The sequence below is a fragment of the Roseobacter sp. HKCC-CH-9208 genome (assembly GCF_037805125.1).
Taxonomy (GTDB): domain Bacteria; phylum Pseudomonadota; class Alphaproteobacteria; order Rhodobacterales; family Rhodobacteraceae; genus M30B80.
The window spans coordinates 1999435-2025349 of the sequence record NZ_JBBLYK010000001.1; the positions used below are offsets into that span (position 1 = coordinate 1999435).

Sequence of the window (25915 nt, forward strand, 5' to 3'; positions counted from 1 at the left end):
GGATAATTCGCCAAGTCACAAAAAAAGGGGGCTTTCGCCCCCTTTTTGTGAAGCTTAGTCAAGACTGTACTCGTATGGCCATTCGTAACCGGTAGCGGCCACCGCTTCGAGATAAGCCGCCATAACCTCTGAGCCAGGCATTCCTCGACCATCTGCATCTGCCGCCTGTTGTGATGGGAAAGATGCGAGAGAAGCCGCCCAACCTGCACGAGCCTCTTGAGAAAGCTCAGTTATTGTAGCTCCAGCTTCACGAAGCCCAGCCATGCCAGAGGCTTGGCGTGCGTTCAATGTTTCACCGGCTTGTGTTTCGTACAGCTGGCCTACTTCACGAATAATGGCTTGTACTTCTTCTGGAAGTCTTGCCATGCTCCGCTCGTTCACTGTTAGCGCGTTTACGCCCATCGCTCCGAAGCCAATCAATGTATAGTATGGCGCAGGCTCGTGAAATTTGAAGCCAAGATAAGCTGATGGGAACATCAGCCATCCATTGTATACACCAGTTTGTAGCGACAAGTACCCGTCTGGCAAGGTCGATTGAACAGGGATGGCACCTGCAAATTCAAGCCAAGGCAAGTTGGGTCCTGCGCCTCCGATTTTCACTCCTTGCAAATCGTCCACGGTCTCCCATGGGTCTGTAGTCCCGAGGTGATAGTTGTCCCAGCCGTGGAGCCCTAGAAGCTCTTGGCCATATTCTGATGAAAATTGTTCAGTCAACCAAGGCACTTGATCATAGACGGCTCGTACTGCACGCATTTCGTCTGCAGAGTCTTGAGGTCCAAATGGAGCGTAGTATGGGAAGTTATGAAGGAACAATTTGGCGGGTTCGAAGCAAATGCAGTAAGCACCAATGTCCAAAATGCCATTCTGAACGGCTTCTAGCGTTTCAGCTACCCCAGCAATAGCACCGCCATAACCTTCCACGAACTCGATTTCGTGGTCAGTTTCTTCCGCAACCCGTCTAACGACTTCTGGTACGAACACATTCGCAACATCCGCCACGTAAGCGGCAGGGCCATTTGGATGCCCCGCTCCGATGCGTAGCGTAAACGTTTCAGCAGCTGCACTGGTTGCAGCAATAGTTGACACTGTAGCTGCCAAAAGGCTGGCAATTGATAGTCGGTTGTGATGCATTTCATTCTCCCTATTTGCTTGCCATCGAAGTTATCTATGGTTGAGTGGCGAGTTTCTTACTCGCCTTAATTTATCGATTGCTAAACACCTTTTCAGTTCAATACAGAAATCCTCGTCCGTCAAGCGTTGAGATTATTTATCGCTCGCTAATTTATTTCTTGACCCAAATTCTCAATTAGATAGCCTCATCGGTATTGAGGTGTGCAAGGGGAGGTGCGCAGGAAAGATGCTAAAGTCGGTTTCCGTCGCTAAAGCAATCCACCTAGTTTCATCTGTATGGGTCATTGGCCTGGCTGTACTCATCTTTATCGACGTAATGGGTAGAACTATTTTCAATCAGCCGTTGCCGGGGACTAAGGAGATTTTACAGAATTCGATCGTTTCCATTGCCTTTCTACAGATCCCGTTGGCGATATATTCAGGGTCAATGTTGCGTACCTCGATTTTCTCAGATGCGTTGCCTCCATTGGGGCGAAAAGTATTGAGAACCATTACCTGCTTACTTGGTTTTAGTGTGTTTATTGGCATTATTCAGAGTACGTATCCCTCTTTCTGGGATGCGTATCGGATTGGCGAATATGAGGGCGAGGGAGCTCTGCGCGTGCCTACTTGGCCGGTTCGCGGGGTGGTCTTAGTAACATCTATCTTCGCGGCTTGGGCATATTTCTCAATGATGGTTTTGGATTGGCAAAACAAATTGGAATACGAGGCCGAGGCGCCTGGCGCGCTTCCACCACTAGAAGAATAAGGGGCTGAAGAGGCATGGGTGCAGATATTGTTCTTTGGATGCTGGCGCTGCTTGTGACCCTGATCGTAATGGGAGTACACATCGGAATAGCGTTGGCTTTGTGTTCAGGTCTCGGCGTTTGGCTAATGATCGGGAGCTTCGAGGCGGCTGTTTCTATCATGGGTAACACGGCATACGAGGCCGTGCGTAAAGACGTTTTTGCCGTAATCCCGCTATTCGTACTTATGGGTGACATAATTTCGAGATCTGGTGCTGCGGGAGATTTGTATCGAATATGCGATCGAGGTTTGAAGCGTTTGCCTGGACGCCTCGCGATTGCAACCATAGCCGGCAACACCGTATTCGCGGCGGTTACAGGTGTTTCCATAGCTGCTGCTGCAGCATTTTCTCGAATTGCATACCCTGAAATGAAAAAGCTTGGTTATAAAGATACTTTTTCTGTTGGAGCCGTTGCCGGTTCTGCGTGCTTAGGGATGCTGATCCCTCCATCAATCTTGCTGATCGTTTGGGCAATTCTAACGGAAATGAGCGTGGGTGCTTTATTCATAGCCGGAATAATTCCCGGTATTGTCTTGGCGTTATTGTTTTCCGGGTATGTAGTGACAGCCGCCAAGCTCAGGCCGCATGTAGCACCCTCATCCAATCAAGATTTGGTAATCCTAAGTTCTGAAGAGCGCAAACAAGAACTAATTGGAGGCCTAGGCATTGTTGGGCTTATTTGCTTGGTCATTGGTGGGCTTTGGTTTGGGTTATTCACTCCGACCGAGGCAGCGGGTTTTGGAGCTATCGGAGCTCTTGTGATCGGGCTGGTGAAAGGCATGAGAAAAGCTGAGCTGATGGATGCAATCTTACAAGCCGGTCGCACCACAGCACCGATAATGTTTTTGCTTATTACCGCCCAAATGTATTCGCGCCTTTTGGCTATGGGCGGGGCGGTTAACTTTATTCAGTCCATCTTTTTAGGTTTAGGTGCGGACCCGTGGATCATCTTGATGATAATGGCCGTTATTTGGATCATTCTTGGGATGTTGGTAGATAGTGTTTCCATAATTCTGCTAACCGTGCCGATTTTTGCTCCGCTGGCCATGGCTCTTGGTTTCAATCCAATAGCCTTTGCTATCTTTGGCATCTTGGTGATTGAAGCTGGTTTGTTAACGCCTCCATTCGGGCTTCTCGTTTACACTGTCAAAGGTGCTCTGCCAGATAAAACTGTTTCATTGGGGACTATCTTCAAAGGATCAGCGCCTTATTTTGTTCTAATTCTTGTCGCTGCTATGCTTGTTATTGTTATCCCCGGTCTCGCAACGTGGCTCCCGCAGGTTATGCTCTGACTAGACGCCAGCGCTTGCATCATTTTTTTTGATGAAAATACTCTGAAATTATAATTTTCCGAGGCGTATGTAGCGATCTATCTTAATAAAAAAGAGACACGTAGATTGCACTGACATGGAGTTGTGTTGATGGAACTTGGCTTTTTCACCATGCCTATTCACCCAATCGACAAGGATTGGAGGCAGTCAATTGCCGAAGATAGAGAAGCGTTTCTACTTGCTGATGAATTGGGTTTCGTGGAGGGATACGTTGGAGAGCATGTAACCGACGCCGCTGAAAACATTACCAGTTGTGCAGCGTTCGTCGCCTATTTGGCAGCTGCGACCAAAAACATTCGCTTGGGAACGGGCACTTTCAACATGCCGAACAATCATCCTGCCGCTATCGCTGCGCAGGCGGCAATGTTAGATCACATGCTTGATGGTAGGTTCAATCTCGGTATTTCTCCTGGGGGGCTAGCTTCTGATGCTGAAGTGTTTGGTAACTTGGACAAAGATCGCCCTGCGATGTTCCTAGAAAGTATCAATATGGTACTGAAAATTTGGGAAAGCGAGGCACCATATAATATCACTGGCGATTTTTGGAATATCAGTACAGAGCGGACTTCTATGACAGAGATAGGCCAGGGTATTATGCCGAAGCCGCTCCAAAAGCCACATCCCCCAATCGTTGTGACGGCAGTTGCACCATTTTCTAACGGTGTGACCGAAGCAGCTGCACGTGGTTGGGATCCCATAAGTGCAAACTTTCTAATGCCGCAATGGGTGGCTAGCCACTGGCCAAAGTACGTTGAAGGTTGCCAGCGTGTGGGGCGCGTGGCAGATCTGAAAAACTGGCGCGTTGCGAAGAGTATTTTTGTGGCAGATGATTTGGACACCGCTCGCAACTACGCAACGGATCCCAACGGACCATATTATTTCTATTACAAGCAGCTATACACTAAACTTAAGAAGCACGGTCGTATTAACCTTTTTAAAGAGTACAAGGACCAGCCGGATGATGAAGTCACTTTGCAAAGTGTTTTTGATAGGCTGGTTATTTGGGGCACGCCAGACAAAGTGGCCGACGAATTGCTCGAATTTCGTGAGCAGGTTGGAAGATTTGGCACACTGCTCTACGCAGGGAAGGATTGGGCCGATTTAGAATTATCACGCCGTTCCATGCGATTGCTAGCTGAGCAGGTTAAACCGTTAGTGAATACCGCCGAAGCCGGGTCTAGTAAGGCTGCAGAATGATGGAGACGGGTAGATATTTTGTTGAAACTGGGTTTGTTGAGACGCCTAAGTCGAAAATCAATTTCCGTATTGATGGCGCAGAAAGCAGTGATTGGATAATTCTTTCAAATTCACTGGGTGCAAACCTGAATATGTGGAATGATCAGATCCCGCTGCTGTCGTCAAAGTTTCGCGTATTGCGTTATGACACCAGAGGTCATGGTGGTAGCTCGACGCCAATTGGCCGTTATACATTTGACGATTTGTGTTTTGATGTGCTGCAGTTGATAGATCACTTTGAAATTGAGTCAGCGGTGTTCATGGGCTTGTCGATGGGAGGCATGACTGGCCTTGGTCTTGGTCTTCAGCTCCCGGAGCGCTTCAGTAAAATTGTGTGTGCCGATGGACGTGCTGACTCACCAGAAGTGTTCCGTAATATGTGGGACGATAGGATTGCTAAAGTTCAAGATGGTGGCCTTCAAGCCATAGTGGACGGTACAATAAAGTCATGGTTCACCTCAGATTGGGTAGAGCGAAATCCAAGCCGCGTCGCCGAGATCAAAGAAATGCTCCTATCCAACGATCCAGAAGGATATGTGAGTTGTTGCTATGCTCTCAAAGAGCTTGATTATCTCAAAGACTTACCACGATTAACTGTGCCAGTTCTTTACGTTGGCGGTGATCTAGACAAAGGTGCTTCACCAGAGGTAATGTCTAATATGGCTGGAGTGACGCCTAACGCGACATACGTCAAGATTAGAGATGCTGCGCACGTTGCAAACATAAATGCGCCAGAGCCGTTCAATGCGGCAATCGGAAATTTTTTAAATATTTAGGCAAGTTCATTCCAATAGATCATTCTAATTTAGTGGCATGCACCTTGACAGAAGTCTTAGTCTCGCTTGATTTTATGATCGCCTCGAGCACATCGATGTTATGCATAAGTTCAAATTCGCTGAACGGGTAATCTGCGTGGCCTAATATCGCTTGAAAGAAAGCGAGTAGGTTAGCTTTAACTGCATCTGACCACTGCAATTCTTCTTCGGTTTTCGTGCCATGCTTGTCCAGTTTTTGTATTGAAACTATACCTCCTGGTGTATCTGGATGGCTCGAGTTTTTAACCTCGACCCACGCATCTGTACCGCTGACGAATGTACGTATGTAATTCGGTGTGTTCAAAATGGCCTGTAGCGTTGCTGTTGCTCCGCTTTCGAATTGAAAATGAACGCTCGTAAGGTCTCCAGTTTCCCAACCTAAAGAGCGGTCTGCAGTTATAGCGTGAACGGTTTCTACGGGCCCAAAGAACCATATCATGAGGTCCGTCAAGTGAATGCCCATCTGCGTCATCGCACCAGCTGGAGCGTACTGTTTTTTAGTGCGCCAGCTAGTCGTCGGTAGACTTGCGAGTTTTTGGTGGGAAAATGCAAATTCGCCATGCATCAGCGTGCCGAGCTGGCTAGACGTGATCATTTCCTTAATGATTTGGATGCCTGGCTCGAACCTCCGTTCATGACCAATGGCTAAAACAACGTTGTTCTGTTTACATGTAGCTATACTAAACTGTGCACCATTTGCTGTGAGAGAAAGTGGTTTCTCACAATACACATGGATACCTTTGTTCGCTGCTAGTGCAATCTGCTCGTCGTGTTTATCATTTGGTGACGTTAATATGACCGCGTCTATAGAATATTGAGATAAAGCATCTGCATAGTCATTTTCGTATTTGAGGCCTAAGCTTTCTACATGAGAACGTTTTTGAATGTCCGGTTCCACAACACATACGATTTTGATTTCATCTAAATCTTTCAGTATCCGCGAGATGTGCTGACCCCACCAGCCAAAGCCCACTACTGCACAAGTTATCATCATGTCACCTCGCTGCTTATCATGATTAAACCATCGTACATCTAACGAGAGCGTTCACATAGTTTTCTCTAATGTAACTTTGAATTTTCCTGGAATTCGGAAATGATTTTTTTTGTTTGATATTTGATTTGTTCAGCCATTTTTTGAGCGGGTAGTGTGAAGGTTACATCATTCCTTTTGACCATGATGTAGTCTAACGGAATTGCCGGCTCGGTGATTTTGAGTGATTTTCGCATTCGTCCATCTAAATCTGCATGACAAATCGCTGAAGGTAATATTGCAACCCAATCAGACTGTGCGACCAACTCAATTGTGGCGAGCATCCCATCCATTTCTAACAGGTCGCTCACTTCGATTTGATAGCTATCAAGTAGCTTTTCAATTTGGATCCGTCTTACATTTTGATGCGATGGAACTATCAACTTTTTTTTCTTCAGGCTCGAAAGTGGTGCTGTTGAAAGGTGTGAGTATTCAGGAAACATTTTAGAATTGCACAATAACATTTCGTTGTCCTGAGCGATATATTCTGCATCCAGCCCTGGGCCAATTGGTCCTGCGGGGACGATAGCAAAGTCAATTTCTCCAGCCACAACTCGATTGATCAGGCTGCCTGAATACTCTTCCACTAATGAAATCTCCACCATAGGGGCAATAGTTTTAAACTGACTTAATGCCGCTTGAACGACAGATCTTGTGAGCGCTGGGATGATGCCAATTTTTAAAGAGCCCTGAAGCGTGTCTGCTCGTGCTGAAATTTTCTCTTCTGCCTCGACCAATGATTTTATGATTTTTCGTCCTTCATCATACAAAATTCGACCCTCTGCGGTCAGATTAAGTTGGTTTCTGGCGCGTTCCAAAACTTTCACCCCAAGACGCTCTTCTAATGTTTTGATCTGCATCGACATGCCAGATTGTGTCGCATTCTCGCGAGCCGCGGCTCGTGAGAACGACTGTTCCTCGTAAATTGAGATTAAAGCTTTCAATGCTCTTATAGAGATTTTGGGGATTGGCATTTTTTGGCATCTCTCTTTTTGATATTTTTTATCACAAAATATCATTTTTACTTATTTTTGGAAGCGCTAACTTAAAGCAAGAATAGGTCAACTCTAATGGTACTAGAAATGCTGGATACTGATCTCTCCCACTCGAAGCGACTAAGAAATACCTTTGGTGAGTTTGTTACTGGAGTTTGCGTCGTAACCTTATTGGACAACGATGGTTCACCCACTGGAGTAACGGTCAATTCTTTCTCATCCTTAAGCTTGGATCCTCCTCTTTGTGTATTCTCGCTTGGAAATTCGCAGGCAAGTCTGAGCTTGCTGGCAGAACAGAAAGAATTTGTTGTGAACGTGCTGTCGGCGTCTCAGGAGGAGATTGCTTGGCAATTTGCGAAACCTAGTCGTAACAAGTTTGCGAATGTGAAATCTCGGCCATCGGTTGTGGTATGGCCTCCGAGTATTGATGGCAGTTTGGCTCATTTTGAGTGTGTCGTTAGCCAAGTTTTGGATGGTGGAGATCATAAACTCATTGTGGGTGCGGTCAGACATTTTTGGCAGGGAGCGGGTGATCCACTGATTTTTCATCGTGGAAAAATGTCTGGCCTTTGCGGCTGACAAGCTTACCTAGTAACTGTCGTTAAATGTGTCACACAATCTAACGACTCTTCCTTTACATAGCGATGGCTTCAATCACTTCAGTCATTTAGATGGAGATCCCGATGACCCGCTACCCGCCCCTAGACAACACCCATTGGCCCGCCGAAATCGCAGATATGCAAGCGGGGTTTGCGGGGCGATTGAATGTCTATCGGGTGATGGCACATCACCCTGCATTATTACGGGCTTGGGCGGATTTGCGGGATCATGTGGTGGTCAAAACCGCGCTTGGCCCCGAATTGAGCGAGGTGGTGATCCTGCGTGCCGCGCATTGGATGGGCTCGGATTATGAATGGGCGCATCATGTCAGCCGTGCGCGCGCCCTTGGGTTTGAAGATCACCGCATCGCGCGTCTCGCAGGCCCAATTGACGAGATCACAGGTCAAGATCAAACCATCGCCCGCGCAGTCGATGCCCTGATGACCACGCGCGCGATCCCCCCCCAGATGCAGGGGCCGCTTGAGGCGGAAATTGGCAAAGAGGGCATTTTTGATTTGATTGCCACAGTGGGCTTTTACAGCACGCTTGGATTTATCCTTAACTCCTTCCCCCCACCGCTGGATGAGGCGGTCGCGCGCGAGCTGCGCGAAACTCCATTTTTACAGCTTAAGGTGTAATTTTATTGTTCGTATGAGTTTTTGTTTGCACAAATGCCAGCGTTATTCGAGAGCAATCGTGGCTCCGCGACTGCCTTTTGGCACTAGCAATGGTGATCAATAGCTCTCAGCTTTTGAGAGAGGTACAATAGTTAAACAAATTCTTTGATTTTTATGATTTTAGGCGCTGTAAAACGTCAAGCCCCTGAGTTTTAAGATAATGTAGAAGGTCGATGAACACCCAGTTCTCGATCAGTTTGTCATCCCGTCTGCGGTAAATATCAACGACCCGGAATTCTCCTGCTGTGTGTGATGCAGGCATTCCAAGAAAACCGCCGGTTGGTTTAGCAGTGAAATTTGGCCACCCGAAAAAGCCCCCGTAATGTCCCTCGGCAAAGCGGCAGATGTGGCCTGTACCGCTACGTTCGGTAAAGCTAGCACGAAATGGCCCAGAATGCTGTTTAGCGTAACGTTCAATCGTGTATGTGGCACCAATTCCAGCTGGCCCCCACCAAACCATGTCACTGTGCCACGATCTGGAAAGTTCTTCCTCCAGTGGTAGTCCTAATTTCCATTGGCCCAGATCCGAGATCATTCGGTTTATAGCTTCCAGTGTTTTTGCGCCTTCACTGGCAGGCTGTGACACCGTCATTATTCCGTCATGGGGAAGTGGGCCAGGTTGAACAAACTGCGCTGCTGTTTGGTCTGGGAAGGGCCGTAAGCCCACCTGCATCATCAGCGCGGGGATATCCAGAAACAAAGCGGTTTCTACAATTTTGCCTTCTTCTACCCGATGAAATTCTGCGTAGCGCAGCATAAATAATTTATGTGTCGGTTTGATACCGAGCCAAGGGTTGTCAAAAAGGCCCATAAAATGGCCCATGCTTGTGACCCAGATTTCCTTAGTATCGGATAATGAATTTTTGCCTGCCATGAACACATCCATACGACGCTGCAAGCTAGAGAATGCGTGTGTAAAACCTGACCAAAAAATGGTGTTAACTGCGTCAGGACCCGTTTGGACGTCAAAGGGATGCACGCCGCGCCAAAGCCAATTTGCAGAGCAATAGTTTTCGAACACTGCACGCGATTCGTTCTGAGCTGTGTTTTCGAGAGCTTTATAAAAGCCGAGTACGACTTCTTTCTCAGTTTGGAAATCCATTTAGAAATTGGCCCTTTATCAGCGTGTTAGCGTGTAAATGTTTGTTTCATGATGGCTTAAGAGCACAAGTATTGCATACGTTTGCAAAAAAACCTTGCCAAGTTGTCGCACTAATGTCTAGCCTTCACAAACGTATGCAAAACGCGCCTTGGGAGGGGTCATGGCAGAAGTCCAGTTGCGCAACATCTCGAAGAGATGGGGCAGTTTCATCGGCGTCGATCAGTTTGATCTCACTATTGCTGATGAGGAGTTCTTGGTTCTGCTCGGTCCATCCGGCTGTGGTAAGACGACCACCATGCGGATGATTGCGGGTCTAGAAGACCCAACGGATGGAGAAATCTTAATCGGGGATAAAGTGGTAAACGGTCTAGAGCCGAAAGACCGTGACGTGGCTATGGTTTTTCAAAGCTATGGTCTGTACCCAAACATGAATGTTTATGAAAATATCCGGTTCCCCTTAAAAGTCCGTAAAATCGATCAAAAGCTCCATGATGAAAAAGTCATGAAGGCTGCGCGTATGGTAGAGTTGGAGCCCTTTTTGCACCGTAGACCTGCTGAGCTCTCGGGCGGGCAACGCCAACGCGTTGCACTGGCGCGGGCCATTGTGCGCGAACCAAATGTATTTCTGATGGACGAGCCCCTCTCGAACTTGGATGCGAAGTTGCGTGTTTCTACGCGAGCTCAGATCAAGAATTTATCTCATGAGCTGAAAGTTACGACTGTCTACGTGACACACGATCAAATTGAAGCCATGACGTTAGCTGACCGTGTGGTTGTGATGAACCATGGTGTTGTTCAACAAGTCGGCACGCCAACGGAGATCTATGACCGTCCGGCTAACACCTTTGTAGCCAGTTTCATCGGTAACCCTGCAATGAACCTTATAGAGGGCGAGTTGCAGAGTGGTGTGTTCACTGCACCCAATACAAAGATTTCTGGCCTAAAGGGCCCCAATGGCCCGGTTACCCTCGGTTTTAGAGCAGAGGACGCCTCTGTTGTTTCGCGTGGCGGGCAAATCAAAGGGCCAATCTACACACTCGAATTGTTGGGTGAGGCAACCATGGTCAGTCTCAAGATTGGCGGCGCACTGGTCAGCGCCAAAACAGACAAGAGTTTCCGTGCGAAAATTGGCGATGCGGTATCGATCAAGGTTTCAGCGGATCAATGCCATCTGTTTGATGCACAAACAGGTGCAAACACAGGGGAGTAATCCTCAATCATGCCCGTGGCAGAAGCGCGGGAGTATATGATGGGAATGGCATCTTGCTAGTTTTCATCATCACCAACGGGAGAAGCAAAATGTATCTCAAGACTCTATCCACTGCCGGGTCGTTGGCTGTACTGATGTCAACCGCGTCTTTTGCAGGCGGTCACGGCTGTTCAATCGAAGCACGTGTGTCGATTGTTGGGAACGAATTTCCTGCGATCCAGTCTGTTGGCGCAGGTGCTCAAGAGTGTTCTGGAGCAGAAGTGACGACAAACCTCACGGCGGACCATCAGCAAATCAATGTTGCCGGCATGTCGGGAAATCCAGCAGAATATACATCTGCGATTATTGCCAATTCTTCAATTGTGGCATTGATGAACGAGGATGTGATCCGTCCTCTAGATGATCTTGTTGCTGAATATGGCGAAGGCTTGGCACCGAACCAGTTGGTAACCATCAACGGTCAGGTGATGGCAATTGCATTTATGGCAAATGCACAACATTTAGTTTACCGCTCTGATGTCTTGGAACAAGTGGGCCTAGATGTACCAGCGACCTACGAAGAGATGCTCGAAGCCGCTGAAGCTATTCGGGCTGCTGGCATCATGGAAAACCCAGTGGGCGGTGCCTACGCGGCAGGTTGGAACCTGGCACAAGAATTTAACAACATGTTTCTTGGTTACGGGGGACAATTCTTCGTGGAAGGTTCCGCTGAACCAACTGTGAACAGCGAAGCTGGTGTTAAAACGCTGGAAATGATGAAGGCGCTCTCCGAGTATATGAATCCGGATTTCCTGACACACGATAGCAATGCAACAAATGCCGAATATCGTGCAGGAAACGTAGCGCTGATGAACATGTGGGGTAGCCGAGCTGCCACCTTGGTTGAAGCAGATGGTGTACCACAAGAAGTTGTAGATGGTTTTGCGATTGCCGCGCCAATGACAGTCGGTGGTGGTGACATCCCTGCATCAACTCTTTGGTGGGACGGTTGGACCGTTGCTAAAAATATCTCTGACGCCGAAGCCGAAGCAACTTTCATTGCGATGATGAATGGCATCAGCCCCGCACGAATGGAAAATGAAGATATCCGGACCCTAGCCGTTTGGTTGATCCCTGGTTATGAGCCTACTCCTGCAGCCGTTGGCGTATTTGCTGCGGCAGAGATGGGCACAATTCCTTACCCAATGTTGCCATATATGGGCTTGATGCACACGGCCCTTGGCAACGAGTTGTCTGATTTCATGCAAGGCAACGAAAGCGCTGAGCAAGCTCTCGCTGACGTTGAAGCTGCTTACACCGCAGCTGCGCGTGAGCAGGGCTATTTGCAATAAATTTGTCAGTTTTCGTGGGGCGGTGATCGCCCCACGAAGCTTCTTTGTGCTTAGGCCTTTTAGATGAAACATCGCACTTTCTTTTGGTTCTTTTTGCCCACAGGCTTGGCGATGCTGCTTTTTATCGCAGCGCCGATTGTATCCGTCGTTTTGCAGTCAGTGTTTGCGCCGCATGAGCCCGTTTTAATTACTGCTCAGACGTGCACGCCGTTCAGTTGCACTGAAGAAACAACGATTGATCAGGAAGCTACGCGCGCCCTGCGCGAGGCCAAACCGCTGGGGCGATTTGTTGGCTTGGACATCTACTTCAATCGCGGTCATTTTGCCACCGCAGAAGTAGCAGAAGCCTGGCGCACAAGTAATGGTCTAACTGCGTTTTTCCGCGAGTTAGGTGATTTGCCATTTTATCGCGCAATGGCTTTCACGTTGACCTACACATTCACTGTTACCCCATTGCTGATCATCCTTGGCATGGCGATTGCGTTGGCAGTCAACACCTTGGCGCAGACGCTGAAGGGCGTTGTTATATTTTTCTCTCTTTTGCCAATGATTGTGACTCCTTTGGTGGGTTCGTTGATCATGTTTTGGATGATCGACAATCGTGGCGTTTTAGGCAATTTTCTGAGCTGGTTGGTCAGTGACCCAGATTTATCTGTGAAAGCCTCCACCGGGCTAATGTGGATTTCTCTCATCGTATATGGCATTTGGCATTCTGCACCTTTTGCATTTGTAGTGTTTTACGCGGGCCTCCAGACGTTGCCCGAGGATCAAATCGAAGCTGCGCAAATCGATGGTGCTTCTCGTTGGCAGCAGGTGCGATACATTGTTGTCCCACATCTTATGCCGTTAGTGACCTTCGTCGCCCTCATCCAATTGATGGATAACTTCAGAGTATTTGAGCCGATTGTTGGGTTCAACGCCTCAGCTCACGCGACAAGTTTAAGCTGGATTATTTTTAACGATCTGGGAGGCGAAACGCGCCAACTTTCTGCGGCTGCTGCCACTTCAGTTATGACCATTATTGGTGTCGCGATTTTGCTGTCACCTGTTTTGGTTCGCACCTGGCGCGACTTTAAGGGGAAAATGTAATGGCCTCGAAAACGTTACGCGCACCATTTTCACTACGTTTGTTGACAAACGGATTTATTGTCTTTTGGCTCATACTGGCCGCGTTTCCGTTTGTTTGGACGTTATGGGGCTCATTTAAAGTTGAACTTGATTTCTTTTCTATTGCTGATTGGACGAACGCGCTAACCGGTTACAATACTGAGCGGACATATGGATCACCGTTTACTGGCGTGGGCTATCATGGTGCTTGGGTTCAAGAAGAATTTTGGCGTGCCGTAATAAACACAGGTATTGTCTGCTTCTTTGTTGTTTGCACATCTCTCACGATCGGCACTTTAGGTGGATATGCACTTTCACGTTCAGCTTTCCGCTACACGTTTTGGCTTTTGATTATTGCGCTGATCTTTCGCGCAATGCCTCCGATTACACTTGTTTCTGGATATTTGCTTCCATTTTTTGAGTGGAACGTCTGGGGTATTCTGCCAACCACGATCATTGTTTTGGTTGCTATCAACCAGCCGTTTACGTTGTGGATGCTCCATTCATTTTTTCAAAATATCCCTAAAGAACTGGACGAAAGTGCCAAAGTTGATGGCTGCACGCAGTTTCAAGCTTTCCGTTGGGTGATCGTGCCTGTCATGTGGCCGGGAGTGATCACAACTGGGTTATTCAGCTTTTTGCTTGCATACAATGACTTTGCAGTAACCTCGATGTTGTTGAGTGAGAGCAATCGAACAATGGTTCCAGAAATTGCCGCTTTTTTGGGGACCACTTACACTGAGGGAAATGTAATGTTTGCGGTTGCTGCCGTGGTGTCAGCGACTGCCCCATTGTTCATTCTCGTGATGTTTTTCCAGCGTCAGATTGTGTCTGGTTTGACTGCTGGGGCGGTCAAAGGATGACCACAATGTTGATCTTGCAACAAGAAAGTAGCCGCAGAAGCGAACAAAGGAAAAGAAGATGACGATTGAATATCTCAAATCAGGCAAGCCGGCCACTGAGCGTGCGGATGATGATGCAAAGACGCGCGCAGCTGTCGACGCGATCCTCGCTGATATTGAGGCGCGCGGTGATGCAGCTGTCAGGGAACTGTCAGAAAAGTTTGATGGCTATTCGCCAGCAAGCTATCGTTTGTCTCTGGCCGAGATTGAGAGCTTAATCGCAGAGCTGTCTCCACGGGAACTAGCTGATATCAAATTCGCACAAGAGCAGGTTGTGAAATTTGCTGAGGCTCAGCGGGCCTCAATGCAAGATATCGAAGTTGAAACTCTGCCTGGTGTAATTCTCGGTCACAAGAATATTCCCGTTCAGTCAGTCGGTTGCTATGTGCCTGGCGGAAAATTCCCAATGGTGGCTTCCGCGCATATGTCGGTCGCAACCGCAAAAGTTGCAGGTGTGCCGCGGATTGTTGCTTGCACCCCACCATGGCAAGGAAAACCGAACCCCGCCGTTATTGCTGCAATGCATCTTGGGGGTGCCCATGAAATCTATGTTCTGGGAGGCATCCAGGCGGTTGGCGCAATGGCGCTTGGGACAGAGACAATTGAGCCTGTCCACATGTTGGTTGGCCCCGGCAATGCATATGTAGCAGAGGCGAAACGTCAGCTCTACGGTCGCGTGGGCATTGACCTGTTTGCGGGCCCCACAGAGACCATGGTGATTGCTGACAATACTGTAGATGGAGAACTATGCGCGACTGATTTGTTGGGGCAGGCCGAACATGGTTACAACTCGCCTGCAGTTCTTTTGACGAACTCACGTAAGCTCGCACAAGACACATTATCAGAAATTGATCGCCTTCTCTCTATCCTTCCTACCGCGGACACAGCCCGAACGAGTTGGGAGGATTACGGCGAGGTCATCCTATGCGATACCTACGAGGAAATGCTCACTGTAGCGGATGACATTGCCTCAGAACATGTGCAGGTCATGACGGACAGGGATGACTGGTTCCTTGAAAACATGACATGCTATGGTGCCTTGTTTCTGGGCGCCCGCACTAATGTTGCAAATGGCGATAAGGTGATTGGCACTAACCACACATTGCCTACGAAGAAAGCGGGTCGTTATACGGGTGGCCTTTGGGTTGGAAAGTTTCTCAAAACGCACAGTTATCAACGGGTTTTGACGGACGAAGCGGCCACTATGATAGGTGAATATGGCTCACGTCTCTGTATGTTAGAGGGTTTTGTTGGTCATGCGGAGCAATGTAATGTGCGTGTGCGCCGTTATGGTGGCCTAAACGTACCTTATGGCGAAGGTGCGCCTCACCGCGAGGCTGCTGAGTGATATCCAACCGACATAAAGCCCGGCATGCGAGGCTAGGCTATGTCTGAGCGTGCGACCCAGATAAAGGAGGCATTTGCCCAATTTATTGCCGCGCAGCGGGATTGCTCGCGTGATGGGCTTAGAACCGCTTTGGTGGATTTTGCCCGCAAAGCACGATTCCTGATGTGCTATCCATTTGGTGAGATCCATGGCGGCAAGGAGTTTTTTGATCAGGCCTATACCCCATTATTAGGGGCTTTGCCCGACCTTGAGCGGCGAGACATGATTGTTATGGCGGGCACGACGCCCGAAGGCCAAAACTGGCTTGGCGCAATGGGTAATTATTCGGGCACTTTTTCAGCCCCTTTTTTGGACATTCCGCCAACAGGCCACATAGTCCACATGCGATATCATGAGTTTTATCGCTTTAGTGGCGATGAAATCATTGAAGTTCAGGCAATCTGGGACATTCCAGAGTTGATGATGCAAGCGCGGGCTTGGCCGATGGCACCACAATTGGGGTCACTCATCACAACACCTGCTCCTATGTCAGGCGATGGATTGACAATTTCTGGGGATGGGCAGGCGGCGTTAGATCACGTGATTGCAATGCTCACAGATCTTTGTCGCTACCCCAGTAATCCAGACCCTGCAATAATGCGGCTGCATGACTATTGGCACCCAAAAATGAATTGGTATGGCCCGGCAGGCATTGGCACTGCGCGTGGCATTGCAGGTTTCAGAAACTGGCACCAAGGGCCGTTTTTGCGCGGAATGCCTGATCGTAAGCTCGATGCTTTAGGTGATTTAATGTCTCACTGGATCGGTGAGGGTGAATATGTCTGCGAAACCGGGTGGCCCAACATGCGGTTGAGTGTAACTGGTGATGGATGGATGGGTATTGCCCCTACAGGTCAAGAAATTCTTCTGCGAAGTCTCGACTTTTGGCGTTTAGAGGAGGGATTGATCCGCGAAAACTGGGTACTGGTTGATTTGTTAGACGCCTATCAACAGCTTGGCGTCGATGTTCTCGCAAGAATGCGCGAATTCAACAAGACGAGAGCTTTGCAGAGGTTACCACAATTAGATTGGAGGCATGCATGATCTTACCTCAGACACCTTCGTTTCGGTTGGATGGTAAGCGGGCGCTGGTGACTGGGGCGTCATCCGGTATTGGTTTGGCGGCTGCGGTTGCTCTGGCTGAGGCGGGAGCAGAGGTGACCGTTGCAGCAAGAAGTGGTGACAAACTGCAAGTACTTGTTGAACAAATGGCGACGAAAGGCTGGGCTGCCAAAGCGATGGTGATGGATGTGGCAGATATCGAACGCACTGGGCGTGATATTGCATCCTCTGGTCCTTTTGAAATCTTAGTCAACTCTGCAGGCCTGGCGCGACATGGGGCTGCGTTGGAAACTACGGCGGCTGATTTCGATGCAGTGAGCGCATTGAATATCAAAGGCGCCTATTTTCTGACCCGCGCTGTGGCGCAAGGCTTAATTGACGCCGGCAAGCCAGGTTCACTTATGAACATTTCTAGCCAGATGGCGCATGTGGGTGGTGTAGATCGTGCGGCTTATTGTGCGACGAAACACGCAGTCGAAGGCTTTACGAAAGCAATGGCGATCGAATGGGGCCCAAAGCAAATTCGAGTTAATACAATTTGTCCGACATTTATTCTTACCCCACTGACGCAAAGCACATTTGACAACCCAGAACGTGCAGCTTGGATCAAAGAGAAGATAAAATTAGGCCGCCCGGGGGAAGTCGAGGATGTGATGGGAGCGGTTGTGTTTCTCGCATCTGAAGCAGCTGCTTTGATTACCGGAAGCTCGTTGATGGTAGATGGAGGTTGGACGGCTGACTGATGGTGGATAAAGTCACATCCCTTCAGGTTGCCGCGCGAGCTGGTGTGTCTCAAAGTGCGGTATCACGGGTGTTCACACCTGGAGCCTCCGTTTCTGAGAAAACGGCAGCTAAAGTCCGCAAGGCAGCGTCTGATTTGGGATATCGCCCAAACATTCTAGCACGTGCGATGATCACGGGGCGCTCGCGGATCATTGGCCTAGTGGTCGCTTATCTCGAAAATCAGTTTTATCCAGAAGCCTTGGAAAAACTCTCGAATGCCCTTCAGGCAAAAGGGTATCACGTTCTTATTTTCATGGCATCCAACAGTGCGGATAATATCAACAGCGTCATGGATGAGCTGCTTGATTACCAGGTTGATGGGATCATTCTGGCCTCAGTTGCAATGTCTTCAGACTTGACGGCGCGTTGCGAGGCCATCGGTGTGCCGGTGGTTTTGTTCAACCGTTTGCAGGACGATGAGATGTTATCGGGGGTCGCCTCTGACAATGCTGCAGGTGGTCGAAAGCTTGCAGAGTTGTTAGTCGCAGGGGGGCACAAGAAGATTGCGCATATCGCTGGATGGGATGGTGCGTCTACGCAGCGAGATCGTGAAGCAGGCTTTATGCAAGGGTTGGCAGAAGCAAATATGACCCTGCATTCACGAGCTGCGGGTAACTTCCATGCCGACCAAGCTCAAGCGGCCGCGCGCTCTTTGTTTGACAAAGAAGACCGCCCGGATGCCGTATTCGTTGCCAATGATCATATGGCCTTCGCTGTGATGGATGTGCTTCGCTATGAATTGGGGCTTCGTATCCCTGATGATGTGTCTGTAGTGGGTTATGACGACGTCACGATTTCCGCTTGGCCCAGCTATAACCTGACGACTGTACGCCAACCTGCCAACCGAATGGTGGAAGAGACAGTCAAGATGATGCTGTCGCGTATAGAGAGTCCAACAACACCCGCGCGTAAAGTGGCCATTGATGGCCCGCTTGTTGTGCGGGGTTCTGCCCGCCTTCCTCCAGGAGATAAAAAATGAAGGGCTTTGATCCAAAGTTTGCAGATTTCCCCGACTATATCTTGGGAATAACCAAAGAAATTTGGGAAGACCGTGGTATTGCGACCCTTCACGAATACTACGCGGAGGATATCGTTGTGCGTAGTCCCGCCTCTGTCGTGGTGGGCAATGATGGTGTGATTGGGGCCACGATGGCCACTTTGGCAGAATTTCCAGATCGTCAATTGCTTGGCGAAGATGTCATTTGGTCTGGTGCACCAGAAACGGGAATGCTTTCTTCGCATCGCATTCTGTCGACCGCCACGCATCTTGGTAGTGGCATCTACGGCAAGGCATCTGGCACCAAGCTCACCTACCGCATCATTGCAGACTGTCATGCTATCAGTAATAAAATTAACGATGAGTGGCTGATCCGCGATCAGGGCGCAATTGTTCGTCAAATGGGATGGGACCCTAGAGACTATGCCCGTGATCAAATTTCTCGCGAAGGCGGTGTGGTAAAAGCTGCGTTGCCTTTTGTGCCGAAAATAGATGTCGCGGGCCCGTATCAAGGGCGGGGTAATGACAATGAATGGGGCGAGCGCTATGCAGATGTGCTCAATAAAATTATGTTTGCTGACATGGCGGTCATTCCACGAGAGTATGACCGGGCTGTTCAAACAGAGTATCCAGGTGGCGTAACAGGTCATTCCTATCCTGCCGTGGATGAGTTTTGGATGGGTCTTCGCGCTGCTTTTCCAAACGCTAAGTTTGCGATTGAGCATCAAATTGGCCGCGATGATCCATTGATGTCACCGCGTGCTGCTATTCGTTGGAGTCTACACGGAAAACATGACGGTTGGGGTGCATTCGGCGCACCAACTGGGACTGATGTCTATGTGATGGGGATCAGTCATGCGGAATTTGGGCCGCGCGGCATTCGCCGTGAATTTACTCTGTTCGATGAGACCGCGATTTGGAAACAGATTTTGATTGGAACAGGTGCGGCTGAATAGCGTTGCAACTGGCATCTATCGTTGACGACCATGTGAAGGAAAGTTTCTATGACACCGCAAGAAATGGAAAATCGGATTGTCCGTTACGGCGATCTAAAGCCGTGTAAAACCGCATTTATTGATGCGCATACGCCAGGCAGTGATCAAAAGGAAAACTTCACAATCATTGGGGGCGGTGTCTCTGAAAGTCCTGACCAACATGTCCATATCAGCCTTCCTCACGGATTTAATATTGGGGCGGCAGGGCAACCTCCGAAATGTCGCAATTCTTTACATGACCATCGCACTGCGGAAGCGTTTTTTGTGCTTTCTGGTCGCTGGCGGTTTTTTTGGGGCCGTTATGGCACGGCAGGCGAAGTAACTTTGGAGGAGGGGGATATTTTCAACATCCCAACAGGTATTTTCCGTGGGTTTGAGAATATTGGTACTGATTATGGCATGATCATGGCAATCCTTGGTGGAGATGATGCTGGGGGCGGTGTCATGTGGGCACCACAGGTCATTGAAGATGCAGCTGCTCATGGGTTGATTTTAGCTGAAACTGGCAAGCTATATGACACCAAAAAAGGTGAGCAACTCCCTGAAGGAGTTAAACCCATGCCGCTCATGAGTGCGGAGGAGCTTGCTAAACGTCCCGAACCCACAACGGCTGAAGTGCTGCCAAACCATGTGGCGCGATACTGGGATATGGTTGCTTACGCAGATCGCATGCCGTGCAAAGTGATTGGGCAGACAGGTTTGTTAAAAGACAAACCTGGTTTTGAAGTTGATTTTGTGACACCTGCATCAGCGACCGCCGACAGACATACGCATGATCGTCCATCAGTTTTGATGCCTGTCAAAGGTCATTGGCGGGTAGATTGGGATGGCGGAAGCACCGTTTTGGCGCCTGGTGACACGATGTCAGTTCCCGAAAATCTTTCGCATAGTGCTGTGCCTTCCATGACGGGTGAAGCAGCCCTGTATCACATTGTGGCAACTGACGATCCTGCAGGGCTAACTTGGAAAGCTTGAAGTCTGACGGATGTGAAAGGATAACAAATGGCACGTATTCTCACCACTCATGTTGGCAGTCTGCCACGCACTCAAGAAGTCGTTGATTTTATTTTCGCTCGTGAGCGAGAAGAAGCCTACGATACAGAGGCTTTCGATGCCGCTATGAAAAAAGCGGTGGCTGATACAGTTGCGAAGCAAAAAACCGCGGGTGTTGATATCGTATCAGATGGCGAAACCTCAAAGATTTCTTATGCCACCTATGTGAAGGATCGTTACACGGGCTTCTCAGGCGATAGTCCTCGGAATGCGCCTGCTGATCTTAAGATGTTTCCTAGTTTCCTTGAGAGATTGGCCAACGAAGGTGGCACGCCGAAATACGCACGCCCCATGTGTACTGAGGAAGTGCGTTCAAAAGGGCAGGGTGAGCTCGAAAAGGACATTGATAACTTAAAAGCAGCAATGGCTGAGGCGGGCGTCGAGCGTGGTTTCATGAACGCAGCAAGCCCTGGGGTAATCTCGCTCTTTTTGCAAAATTCGTTTTACAAAACCCGTGAAGCTTATTTGGCAGCTTTGGCAGATGCAATGAAAGCGGAATATGAGACAATTGTGGCTTCGGGTCTTGATCTGCAGCTTGATTGTCCCGATTTGGCCTTAAGCCGTCACATGTTGTTCAACGACCTTTCAGATGACGCGTTCATAAAGATTGCGCATATGCACGTTGAAGCATTGAACCATGCGCTTGCAGATATCCCGCAAGAGAAGGTGCGTGTTCATATTTGTTGGGGGAATTATGAAGGCCCGCATTGCTGTGACATACCAATGTCAAAGATGTTCGACACATTAATGAGCACCAAAGCGGGTTACGTTCTGTTTGAAACTTCGAACCCACGTCACGGCCATGAATGGGCTGTGTTCAAAGAGCGCAAAGCAGACATCCCTGATGATAAGATCCTAGTGCCAGGTGTCGTTGATACGACCACGAATTTTGTAGAGCATCCTGAACTTGTCGCGCAACGGATCCAGAGATTTGTCGATATCGTAGGTCACGATCGAGTAATTGCGGGAAGTGATTGTGGTTTCGGCACGTTTGCGGGGTTTGGCGCGATTGATCCAGCAATTGCCTATGCCAAACTTGCCTCTCTTGCGGAAGGCGCGGCGCGCGTTGGAGGCACTTAGTGACGCCCCTTTTATTTCTGCCAGGCATGATGTGTGATGCGCGGCTGTTTGCACCCCAAATCGCATCTCTTTCCGCGTATCTGCCTGTCATGGTCAGTCCGTTGATTGGGGCGGATACAATAGAAAAGTTAGCCTCAAACGTCTTGCACGCTGCACCAGCACGGTTTGCATTAGCAGGGCTCTCTATGGGTGGCATTGTCGCAATGGAGGTCGTTCGCCAAGCGCCAGAAAGGGTTACGCATCTAGCGCTGCTCGATACCAACCCATTTGCAGAGATCGAGAGCGTCAAATTGCGTCGGACGCCACAAATGCAAAAGGCGCGTGCTGGTCACCTCGAGGCGGTCATGCGAGACGAGATGAAGCCGAATTACCTATACGATGCACCAGAAAAATCTGGGTTGATGGATCTTTGCATGGATATGGCATTGGCCTTAGGGCCTGATGTCTTTTGCGATCAATCTATCGCACTGCGTGACCGTATCGATCAGTCGCGGACATTAAGTCATTATAAAGGTCGGTCGCTTGTATTGTGCGGTCGACATGATGTGCTTTGTCCTGTGGAACGCCATCAGGCTATGCATGATATGTTGTCAAACAGTACGTTTTCGATAATCGAGCAGGCTGGGCATTTACCAAGTTTAGAAAAACCTGAGGAAACAACAGCCGCTTTGCGACGCTGGTTGGGGGTATAATGGATCAAGATCTTCTTACTCTTTTGCGCTCTGTCGACACCCCAACTGTATGCAACGCGATAGAAGTGGCGCAGGGGAGACGGGGCTTCAACGCATTTACCCATGGCACAATGAGCGTAAGTGATCCTAAAGGCGTAATTGTTGGTTATGCGGTGACCGCTCAAATTGCGGCATTAGAGCCGCCAAAAGAAAGCCCCGAGATTATTCGTGCACGGCGCATGGCCTATTACAAAGCGATGTCAGAAGCCCCAAAGCCATCGATCGCGGTTGTGGAAGATTTAGACTATCCTCAATCGATCGGAGCGTACTGGGGAGAAGTTAACACGACTATTCACAAGGGCTTTGGCATGTCGGGTGCCTTGACGAATGGCGTGATGAGAGACTTGGGCGATTTAGCGCCTGATTTCCCCGTGATAGCGGGTAGCATTGGACCCAGCCATGGTTTCGTCCATGTCCGCAGTGTTAATGCGCCTGTATGCGTAATGGGCTTATCAGTGTCTCCTGGTGATCTGGTGCATGCTGATCGCCACGGTGCAGTGGTTATTCCAACCGATGTGATTAATTTACTCAGCGCTGCCATCAAAAAAATGCAGGAGACGGAACAATTAATATTAGGCCCAGCACGCGGTGAAAATTTTGACTTTGCTGCTTTTGAAGAAGCATGGGCAGCATTTGAAAAATCGCGCGTTTGAATGCGTCAAAGATCTCGTGGGTGAATTTGAGTTCGACATAGGCTTAATCCTGCCCCCGCAGCCACTTTTTCCGAATGTCTCAAACTACAGCTTCACTCATGTCTTCTGCTCTTTACCTTAGCCTGTAAGTTTAAATGAGGAAAAACAAATTGGCAGATGAGGTTTCTGATGAAATCCTTTGAGCGAAATCTCTTTTCATTGCATGTTGTTGTCCTAAAATCCTCTACGGGTGCTTTATAACAGGGAGAACAAAATGCAACTTACCCACTCTAAGAAAACGTTGCGAACTATGCTTCTTACTGCTGCAGTGTCAGCAGTAGCCATTTCGTCAGTCAGCGCGGAAACATTGCGTTGGGCGCGGGCAGGGGATTCATTGACGTTGGATCCGCATGCACAAAACGAGGGCCCGACTCATACTCTCGCCCATCAAATTTACGAACCACTTATAATACGCGATATGTCGGGGCAGTTTCAGGCTGCATTGGCTACTGACTGGGCGCCGTCCCCCGATGATCCAGATGTCTGGGTGTTCAATTTGCGTGAAGGTGTAACTTATCACGATGGCGCTGCATTTACCGCTGAAGATGTTGTGTTCTCAATTGGACGAGCGCAGTCAGAAAATTCCAATATGAAAGAACTATTGAACTCAATTGTTGAAGTTCGTGCGGTTGACGACTTAACTGTTGAGATGGTTACGGATGGTCCAAATCCAATCCTACCATCGAACCTTACAAATCTTTTTATGATGGATAGTGGTTGGGCTGAATCAAATGGCGTTGTAGAAGTGCAGGACGTCGAAGGTGGAGAGACGACTTTTGCGGCTACGAACGCAAATGGCACTGGGGCTTACAAGCTTGTGAGCCGTGAACCCGATGTACGGACAGTTCTAACCCAAAACGAAAACTATTGGGGTATTGGGCAGTTCCCACTTGAAGTTACGGAAATCATTTACACACCTATTCAGAATGCTGCGACACGAGTAGCAGCGCTGTTGTCTGGGGAAGTCGATTTCATCCAAGATGTTCCCGTACAAGACTTGGACCGTGTTGCAAACACGGATGGTCTCATCGTTAAGACAGCTCCACAAAACCGCGTAATTTTCTTCGGAATGAATATGGGGGCAGCGGACATTGCAAATGACAATGTTGATGGTGCCAACCCGCTTGCGGATGTCCGTGTTAGACGCGCAATGAATATGGCGATTAACCGTGATGCAATTCAACAAGTAGTTATGCGGGGTCAGTCGCAACCCGCTGGTATGATTGCTCCGCCATTTGTAAACGGCTGGACAGCAGAGATGGATAGTTCTGTCTCAACTGATATTGATGCTGCACGCGCTTTGATGGCCGAAGCGGGTTATGGCGACGGGTTTTCCATCCAGTTGGACTGCCCAAATGATCGCTACATCAATGATGAAGCGATTTGCCAAGCAGCCGTCGGCATGATGGCACAAATTGGCATCACCGTTAACTTGGACGCTAAGCCAAAGGCACAACACTTCCCACTCATTACAAATGGTGAAACCGATTTCTACATGTTGGGTTGGGGCGTTCCTACATATGACTCCGAGTATATCTTTAACTTCTTGACGCACACTCGTGGAGAAGACCGAGGCAGCTGGAACGGGACTGGCTATTCAAACCCTGAGATGGATGCCATGATCCAGAGCTTAGCGTCTGAAACTGACCTAAGCGCCCGAAATGCTACGATCCAAACGATTTGGGACGATGTTCAAGAACAGCAGTTGTACCTACCAATACATCACCAGGTTCTTAACTGGGGTATGAGTGATGCAGTTGGTATTGACGTTAGCCCTGAAGATGATCCGAAGTTCAAATTTTTCACGATGAACTGATTGTGAATTACTGCCCCTCAATTAGAGGGGCAGTAACCCTTTTATCAGTTTGTTCCATTGGGAAATTTTTTCATGCTGGCATACATCCTACGCCGGATATTTCAGTCTTTAATAGTGTTACTCGCTGTTGGCTTTGTTGCTTTTGCGATGTTCAGTTTCGTGGGAGACCCCGTGGATAACATGTTGGGTCAAGAACGCACGCAGGCTGATATTGAGCGCTTGCGCGAACAGCTTGGACTAGATCAGCCATTTATAGTGCAATATTGGCGCTTTTTGGAGCAAGCTGCTCAAGGAAATTTTGGCTTAAGTTATCGCCAAGGGCGGCCTGTTTCAGAAATTATCGCTGAAAGATTGCCTGCTACAGTGGAATTGGCGCTCGTGTCAGGGTTATTAGCCTTTATTGGTGGGGTTGGATTGGGAGTGTTCACTGCAATACGGAGACACGGTGTACTGCCGAGTTTTATTATGACAGCGTCGCTTGTCGGAGTGTCACTACCAACGTTCCTGATTGGAATTTTATTGATTTATATATTTTCTGTTGAGCTTGGTTGGCTTCCAAGTTTTGGCCGTGGTGAGGTCGTTGACCTCGGGGGATGGACCACAGGTTTCCTAACAGCCAGTGGTTTAAAAGCATTAATTCTTCCTGCCATTACGCTTGGTCTCTATCAAATGACGTTAATCATGCGTCTAGTTCGCACTGAGATGTTAGAAGTATTGCGCATGGACTATATACGCTTTGCACGAGCGCGTGGGTTGACCGAAAAAACAATTAATTTTCGGCACGCTCTGAAAAATACACTTGTGCCAGTCATCACAATAACTGGTCTCCAGCTCGGTAGTATCATCGCTTTTGCGATCATCACGGAAACTGTTTTTCAATGGCCGGGCGTGGGGCTGCTGTTCATCAACGCTGTTCAGTTTGTCGATATACCTGTCATGGCTGCTTATTTGATGATGATTTCCGTAATGTTTGTGGGAATTAATCTGATAGTCGATGTCCTTTATTTTGCCATTGATCCTCGTTTGCGGATTGAACGAAGCGTAGGGGGGTATTGAGTTGAGGCA

General features: G+C 48.7%; 25 protein-coding genes. 21 read left to right on the plus strand and 4 right to left on the minus strand.

Annotated elements, in window-relative coordinates; translation table 11 throughout:
• Positions 1–54: 54 nt before the first annotated feature.
• Complete coding sequence (locus AAC621_RS10080; RefSeq protein ID WP_340255120.1) at positions 55–1131, minus strand: C4-dicarboxylate TRAP transporter substrate-binding protein; 1077 nt, start codon at positions 1129–1131, stop codon at positions 55–57.
• Positions 1132–1357: 226 nt separating this feature from the next.
• Between AAC621_RS10080 and AAC621_RS10085 the strand changes: the two genes are divergently transcribed.
• The 4 genes from AAC621_RS10085 to pcaD all read left to right on the plus strand — a co-directional run bounded on the left by AAC621_RS10085 (position 1358) and on the right by pcaD (position 5261).
• Positions 1358–1879, plus strand: coding sequence for a TRAP transporter small permease (locus AAC621_RS10085; RefSeq protein WP_340255123.1), 522 nt, complete (start codon positions 1358–1360; stop codon positions 1877–1879).
• 14 nt (positions 1880–1893) lie between these two features.
• Entirely contained in the window at positions 1894–3210 is a 1317-nt protein-coding gene (locus tag AAC621_RS10090) for a TRAP transporter large permease (protein WP_340255126.1), read from the plus strand.
• Between the two features lie 129 nt (positions 3211–3339).
• Positions 3340–4446: an LLM class flavin-dependent oxidoreductase gene (locus tag AAC621_RS10095; protein WP_340255129.1), complete on the plus strand. Its 1107-nt coding sequence runs from the start codon at positions 3340–3342 to the stop codon at positions 4444–4446.
• Entirely contained in the window at positions 4443–5261 is an 819-nt protein-coding gene (gene pcaD / locus AAC621_RS10100; RefSeq protein WP_340255132.1) for a 3-oxoadipate enol-lactonase, read from the plus strand. The genes AAC621_RS10095 and pcaD overlap by 4 nt, the downstream gene beginning before the upstream one ends.
• 19 nt (positions 5262–5280) lie before the next feature.
• On the opposite strand, the gene AAC621_RS10105 is transcribed toward pcaD, so the two are convergent.
• Together AAC621_RS10105 and AAC621_RS10110 are read right to left on the minus strand one after the other, a co-directional pair.
• The gene (locus AAC621_RS10105) at positions 5281–6294 is read right to left on the minus strand and encodes a Gfo/Idh/MocA family protein (RefSeq protein ID WP_340255135.1); all 1014 of its coding nucleotides are present in this window, start codon (positions 6292–6294) and stop codon (positions 5281–5283) included.
• A gap of 65 nt (positions 6295–6359) precedes the next feature.
• On the minus strand, positions 6360–7304 hold the full coding sequence (locus tag AAC621_RS10110; protein ID WP_340255138.1) for a LysR family transcriptional regulator: 945 nt from the start codon (positions 7302–7304) through the stop codon (positions 6360–6362).
• 108 nt (positions 7305–7412) lie between these two features.
• Here AAC621_RS10110 and AAC621_RS10115 point away from each other — a divergent pair, with 108 nt between their 5' ends.
• Entirely contained in the window at positions 7413–7904 is a 492-nt protein-coding gene (locus AAC621_RS10115) for a flavin reductase family protein (RefSeq protein WP_340255141.1), read from the plus strand.
• Positions 7905–8008: 104 nt separating this feature from the next.
• Positions 8009–8563 (plus strand): carboxymuconolactone decarboxylase family protein, encoded by a 555-nt coding sequence (locus AAC621_RS10120; RefSeq protein ID WP_340255144.1) that lies wholly within the window; start codon positions 8009–8011, stop codon positions 8561–8563.
• A 151-nt stretch (positions 8564–8714) separates the two neighbouring features.
• Here AAC621_RS10120 and AAC621_RS10125 read toward each other — a convergent pair whose 3' ends face one another.
• Complete coding sequence (locus AAC621_RS10125; protein WP_340255147.1) at positions 8715–9704, minus strand: nuclear transport factor 2 family protein; 990 nt, start codon at positions 9702–9704, stop codon at positions 8715–8717.
• A 160-nt stretch (positions 9705–9864) separates the two neighbouring features.
• On the opposite strand from AAC621_RS10125, the gene AAC621_RS10130 reads away from it, so the two are divergent.
• The 15 genes from AAC621_RS10130 to AAC621_RS10200 all read left to right on the plus strand — a co-directional run bounded on the left by AAC621_RS10130 (position 9865) and on the right by AAC621_RS10200 (position 25906).
• Positions 9865–10914: an ABC transporter ATP-binding protein gene (locus AAC621_RS10130; protein WP_340255150.1), complete on the plus strand. Its 1050-nt coding sequence runs from the start codon at positions 9865–9867 to the stop codon at positions 10912–10914.
• 89 nt (positions 10915–11003) lie between these two features.
• Positions 11004–12245 (plus strand): ABC transporter substrate-binding protein, encoded by a 1242-nt coding sequence (locus tag AAC621_RS10135; RefSeq protein ID WP_340256458.1) that lies wholly within the window; start codon positions 11004–11006, stop codon positions 12243–12245.
• A 63-nt stretch (positions 12246–12308) separates the two neighbouring features.
• Complete coding sequence (locus tag AAC621_RS10140) at positions 12309–13334, plus strand: carbohydrate ABC transporter permease (RefSeq protein WP_340255153.1); 1026 nt, start codon at positions 12309–12311, stop codon at positions 13332–13334.
• On the plus strand, positions 13334–14215 hold the full coding sequence (locus AAC621_RS10145) for a carbohydrate ABC transporter permease (protein ID WP_340255156.1): 882 nt from the start codon (positions 13334–13336) through the stop codon (positions 14213–14215). The genes AAC621_RS10140 and AAC621_RS10145 overlap by 1 nt, the downstream gene beginning before the upstream one ends.
• 58 nt (positions 14216–14273) lie before the next feature.
• The gene (hisD, locus tag AAC621_RS10150) at positions 14274–15602 is read left to right on the plus strand and encodes a histidinol dehydrogenase (protein WP_340255159.1); all 1329 of its coding nucleotides are present in this window, start codon (positions 14274–14276) and stop codon (positions 15600–15602) included.
• A 39-nt stretch (positions 15603–15641) separates the two neighbouring features.
• The gene (locus tag AAC621_RS10155) at positions 15642–16685 is read left to right on the plus strand and encodes an ester cyclase (protein WP_445322503.1); all 1044 of its coding nucleotides are present in this window, start codon (positions 15642–15644) and stop codon (positions 16683–16685) included.
• A complete protein-coding gene (locus AAC621_RS10160; protein WP_340255162.1) occupies positions 16682–17446 on the plus strand; it encodes an SDR family NAD(P)-dependent oxidoreductase in 765 nt (254 codons plus the stop codon). The genes AAC621_RS10155 and AAC621_RS10160 overlap by 4 nt, the downstream gene beginning before the upstream one ends.
• Positions 17446–18465, plus strand: coding sequence for a LacI family DNA-binding transcriptional regulator (locus AAC621_RS10165; protein ID WP_445322504.1), 1020 nt, complete (start codon positions 17446–17448; stop codon positions 18463–18465). The genes AAC621_RS10160 and AAC621_RS10165 overlap by 1 nt, the downstream gene beginning before the upstream one ends.
• On the plus strand, positions 18462–19439 hold the full coding sequence (locus tag AAC621_RS10170; RefSeq protein ID WP_340255165.1) for a nuclear transport factor 2 family protein: 978 nt from the start codon (positions 18462–18464) through the stop codon (positions 19437–19439). Before AAC621_RS10165 ends, AAC621_RS10170 begins: the two co-directional genes overlap by 4 nt.
• Positions 19440–19487: 48 nt before the next feature.
• On the plus strand, positions 19488–20453 hold the full coding sequence (locus AAC621_RS10175) for a cupin domain-containing protein (protein ID WP_340255168.1): 966 nt from the start codon (positions 19488–19490) through the stop codon (positions 20451–20453).
• A 27-nt stretch (positions 20454–20480) separates the two neighbouring features.
• Positions 20481–21611, plus strand: coding sequence for a cobalamin-independent methionine synthase II family protein (locus AAC621_RS10180; protein ID WP_340255171.1), 1131 nt, complete (start codon positions 20481–20483; stop codon positions 21609–21611).
• Complete coding sequence (locus AAC621_RS10185; protein ID WP_340255174.1) at positions 21611–22303, plus strand: alpha/beta fold hydrolase; 693 nt, start codon at positions 21611–21613, stop codon at positions 22301–22303. Before AAC621_RS10180 ends, AAC621_RS10185 begins: the two co-directional genes overlap by 1 nt.
• Entirely contained in the window at positions 22303–22995 is a 693-nt protein-coding gene (locus AAC621_RS10190; RefSeq protein ID WP_340255177.1) for an RraA family protein, read from the plus strand. The genes AAC621_RS10185 and AAC621_RS10190 overlap by 1 nt, the downstream gene beginning before the upstream one ends.
• Before the next feature lie 289 nt (positions 22996–23284).
• A complete protein-coding gene (locus AAC621_RS10195; RefSeq protein WP_340256467.1) occupies positions 23285–24850 on the plus strand; it encodes an ABC transporter substrate-binding protein in 1566 nt (521 codons plus the stop codon).
• 72 nt (positions 24851–24922) lie between these two features.
• A complete protein-coding gene (locus AAC621_RS10200) occupies positions 24923–25906 on the plus strand; it encodes an ABC transporter permease (protein WP_340255180.1) in 984 nt (327 codons plus the stop codon).
• Positions 25907–25915: the final 9 nt, after the last annotated feature.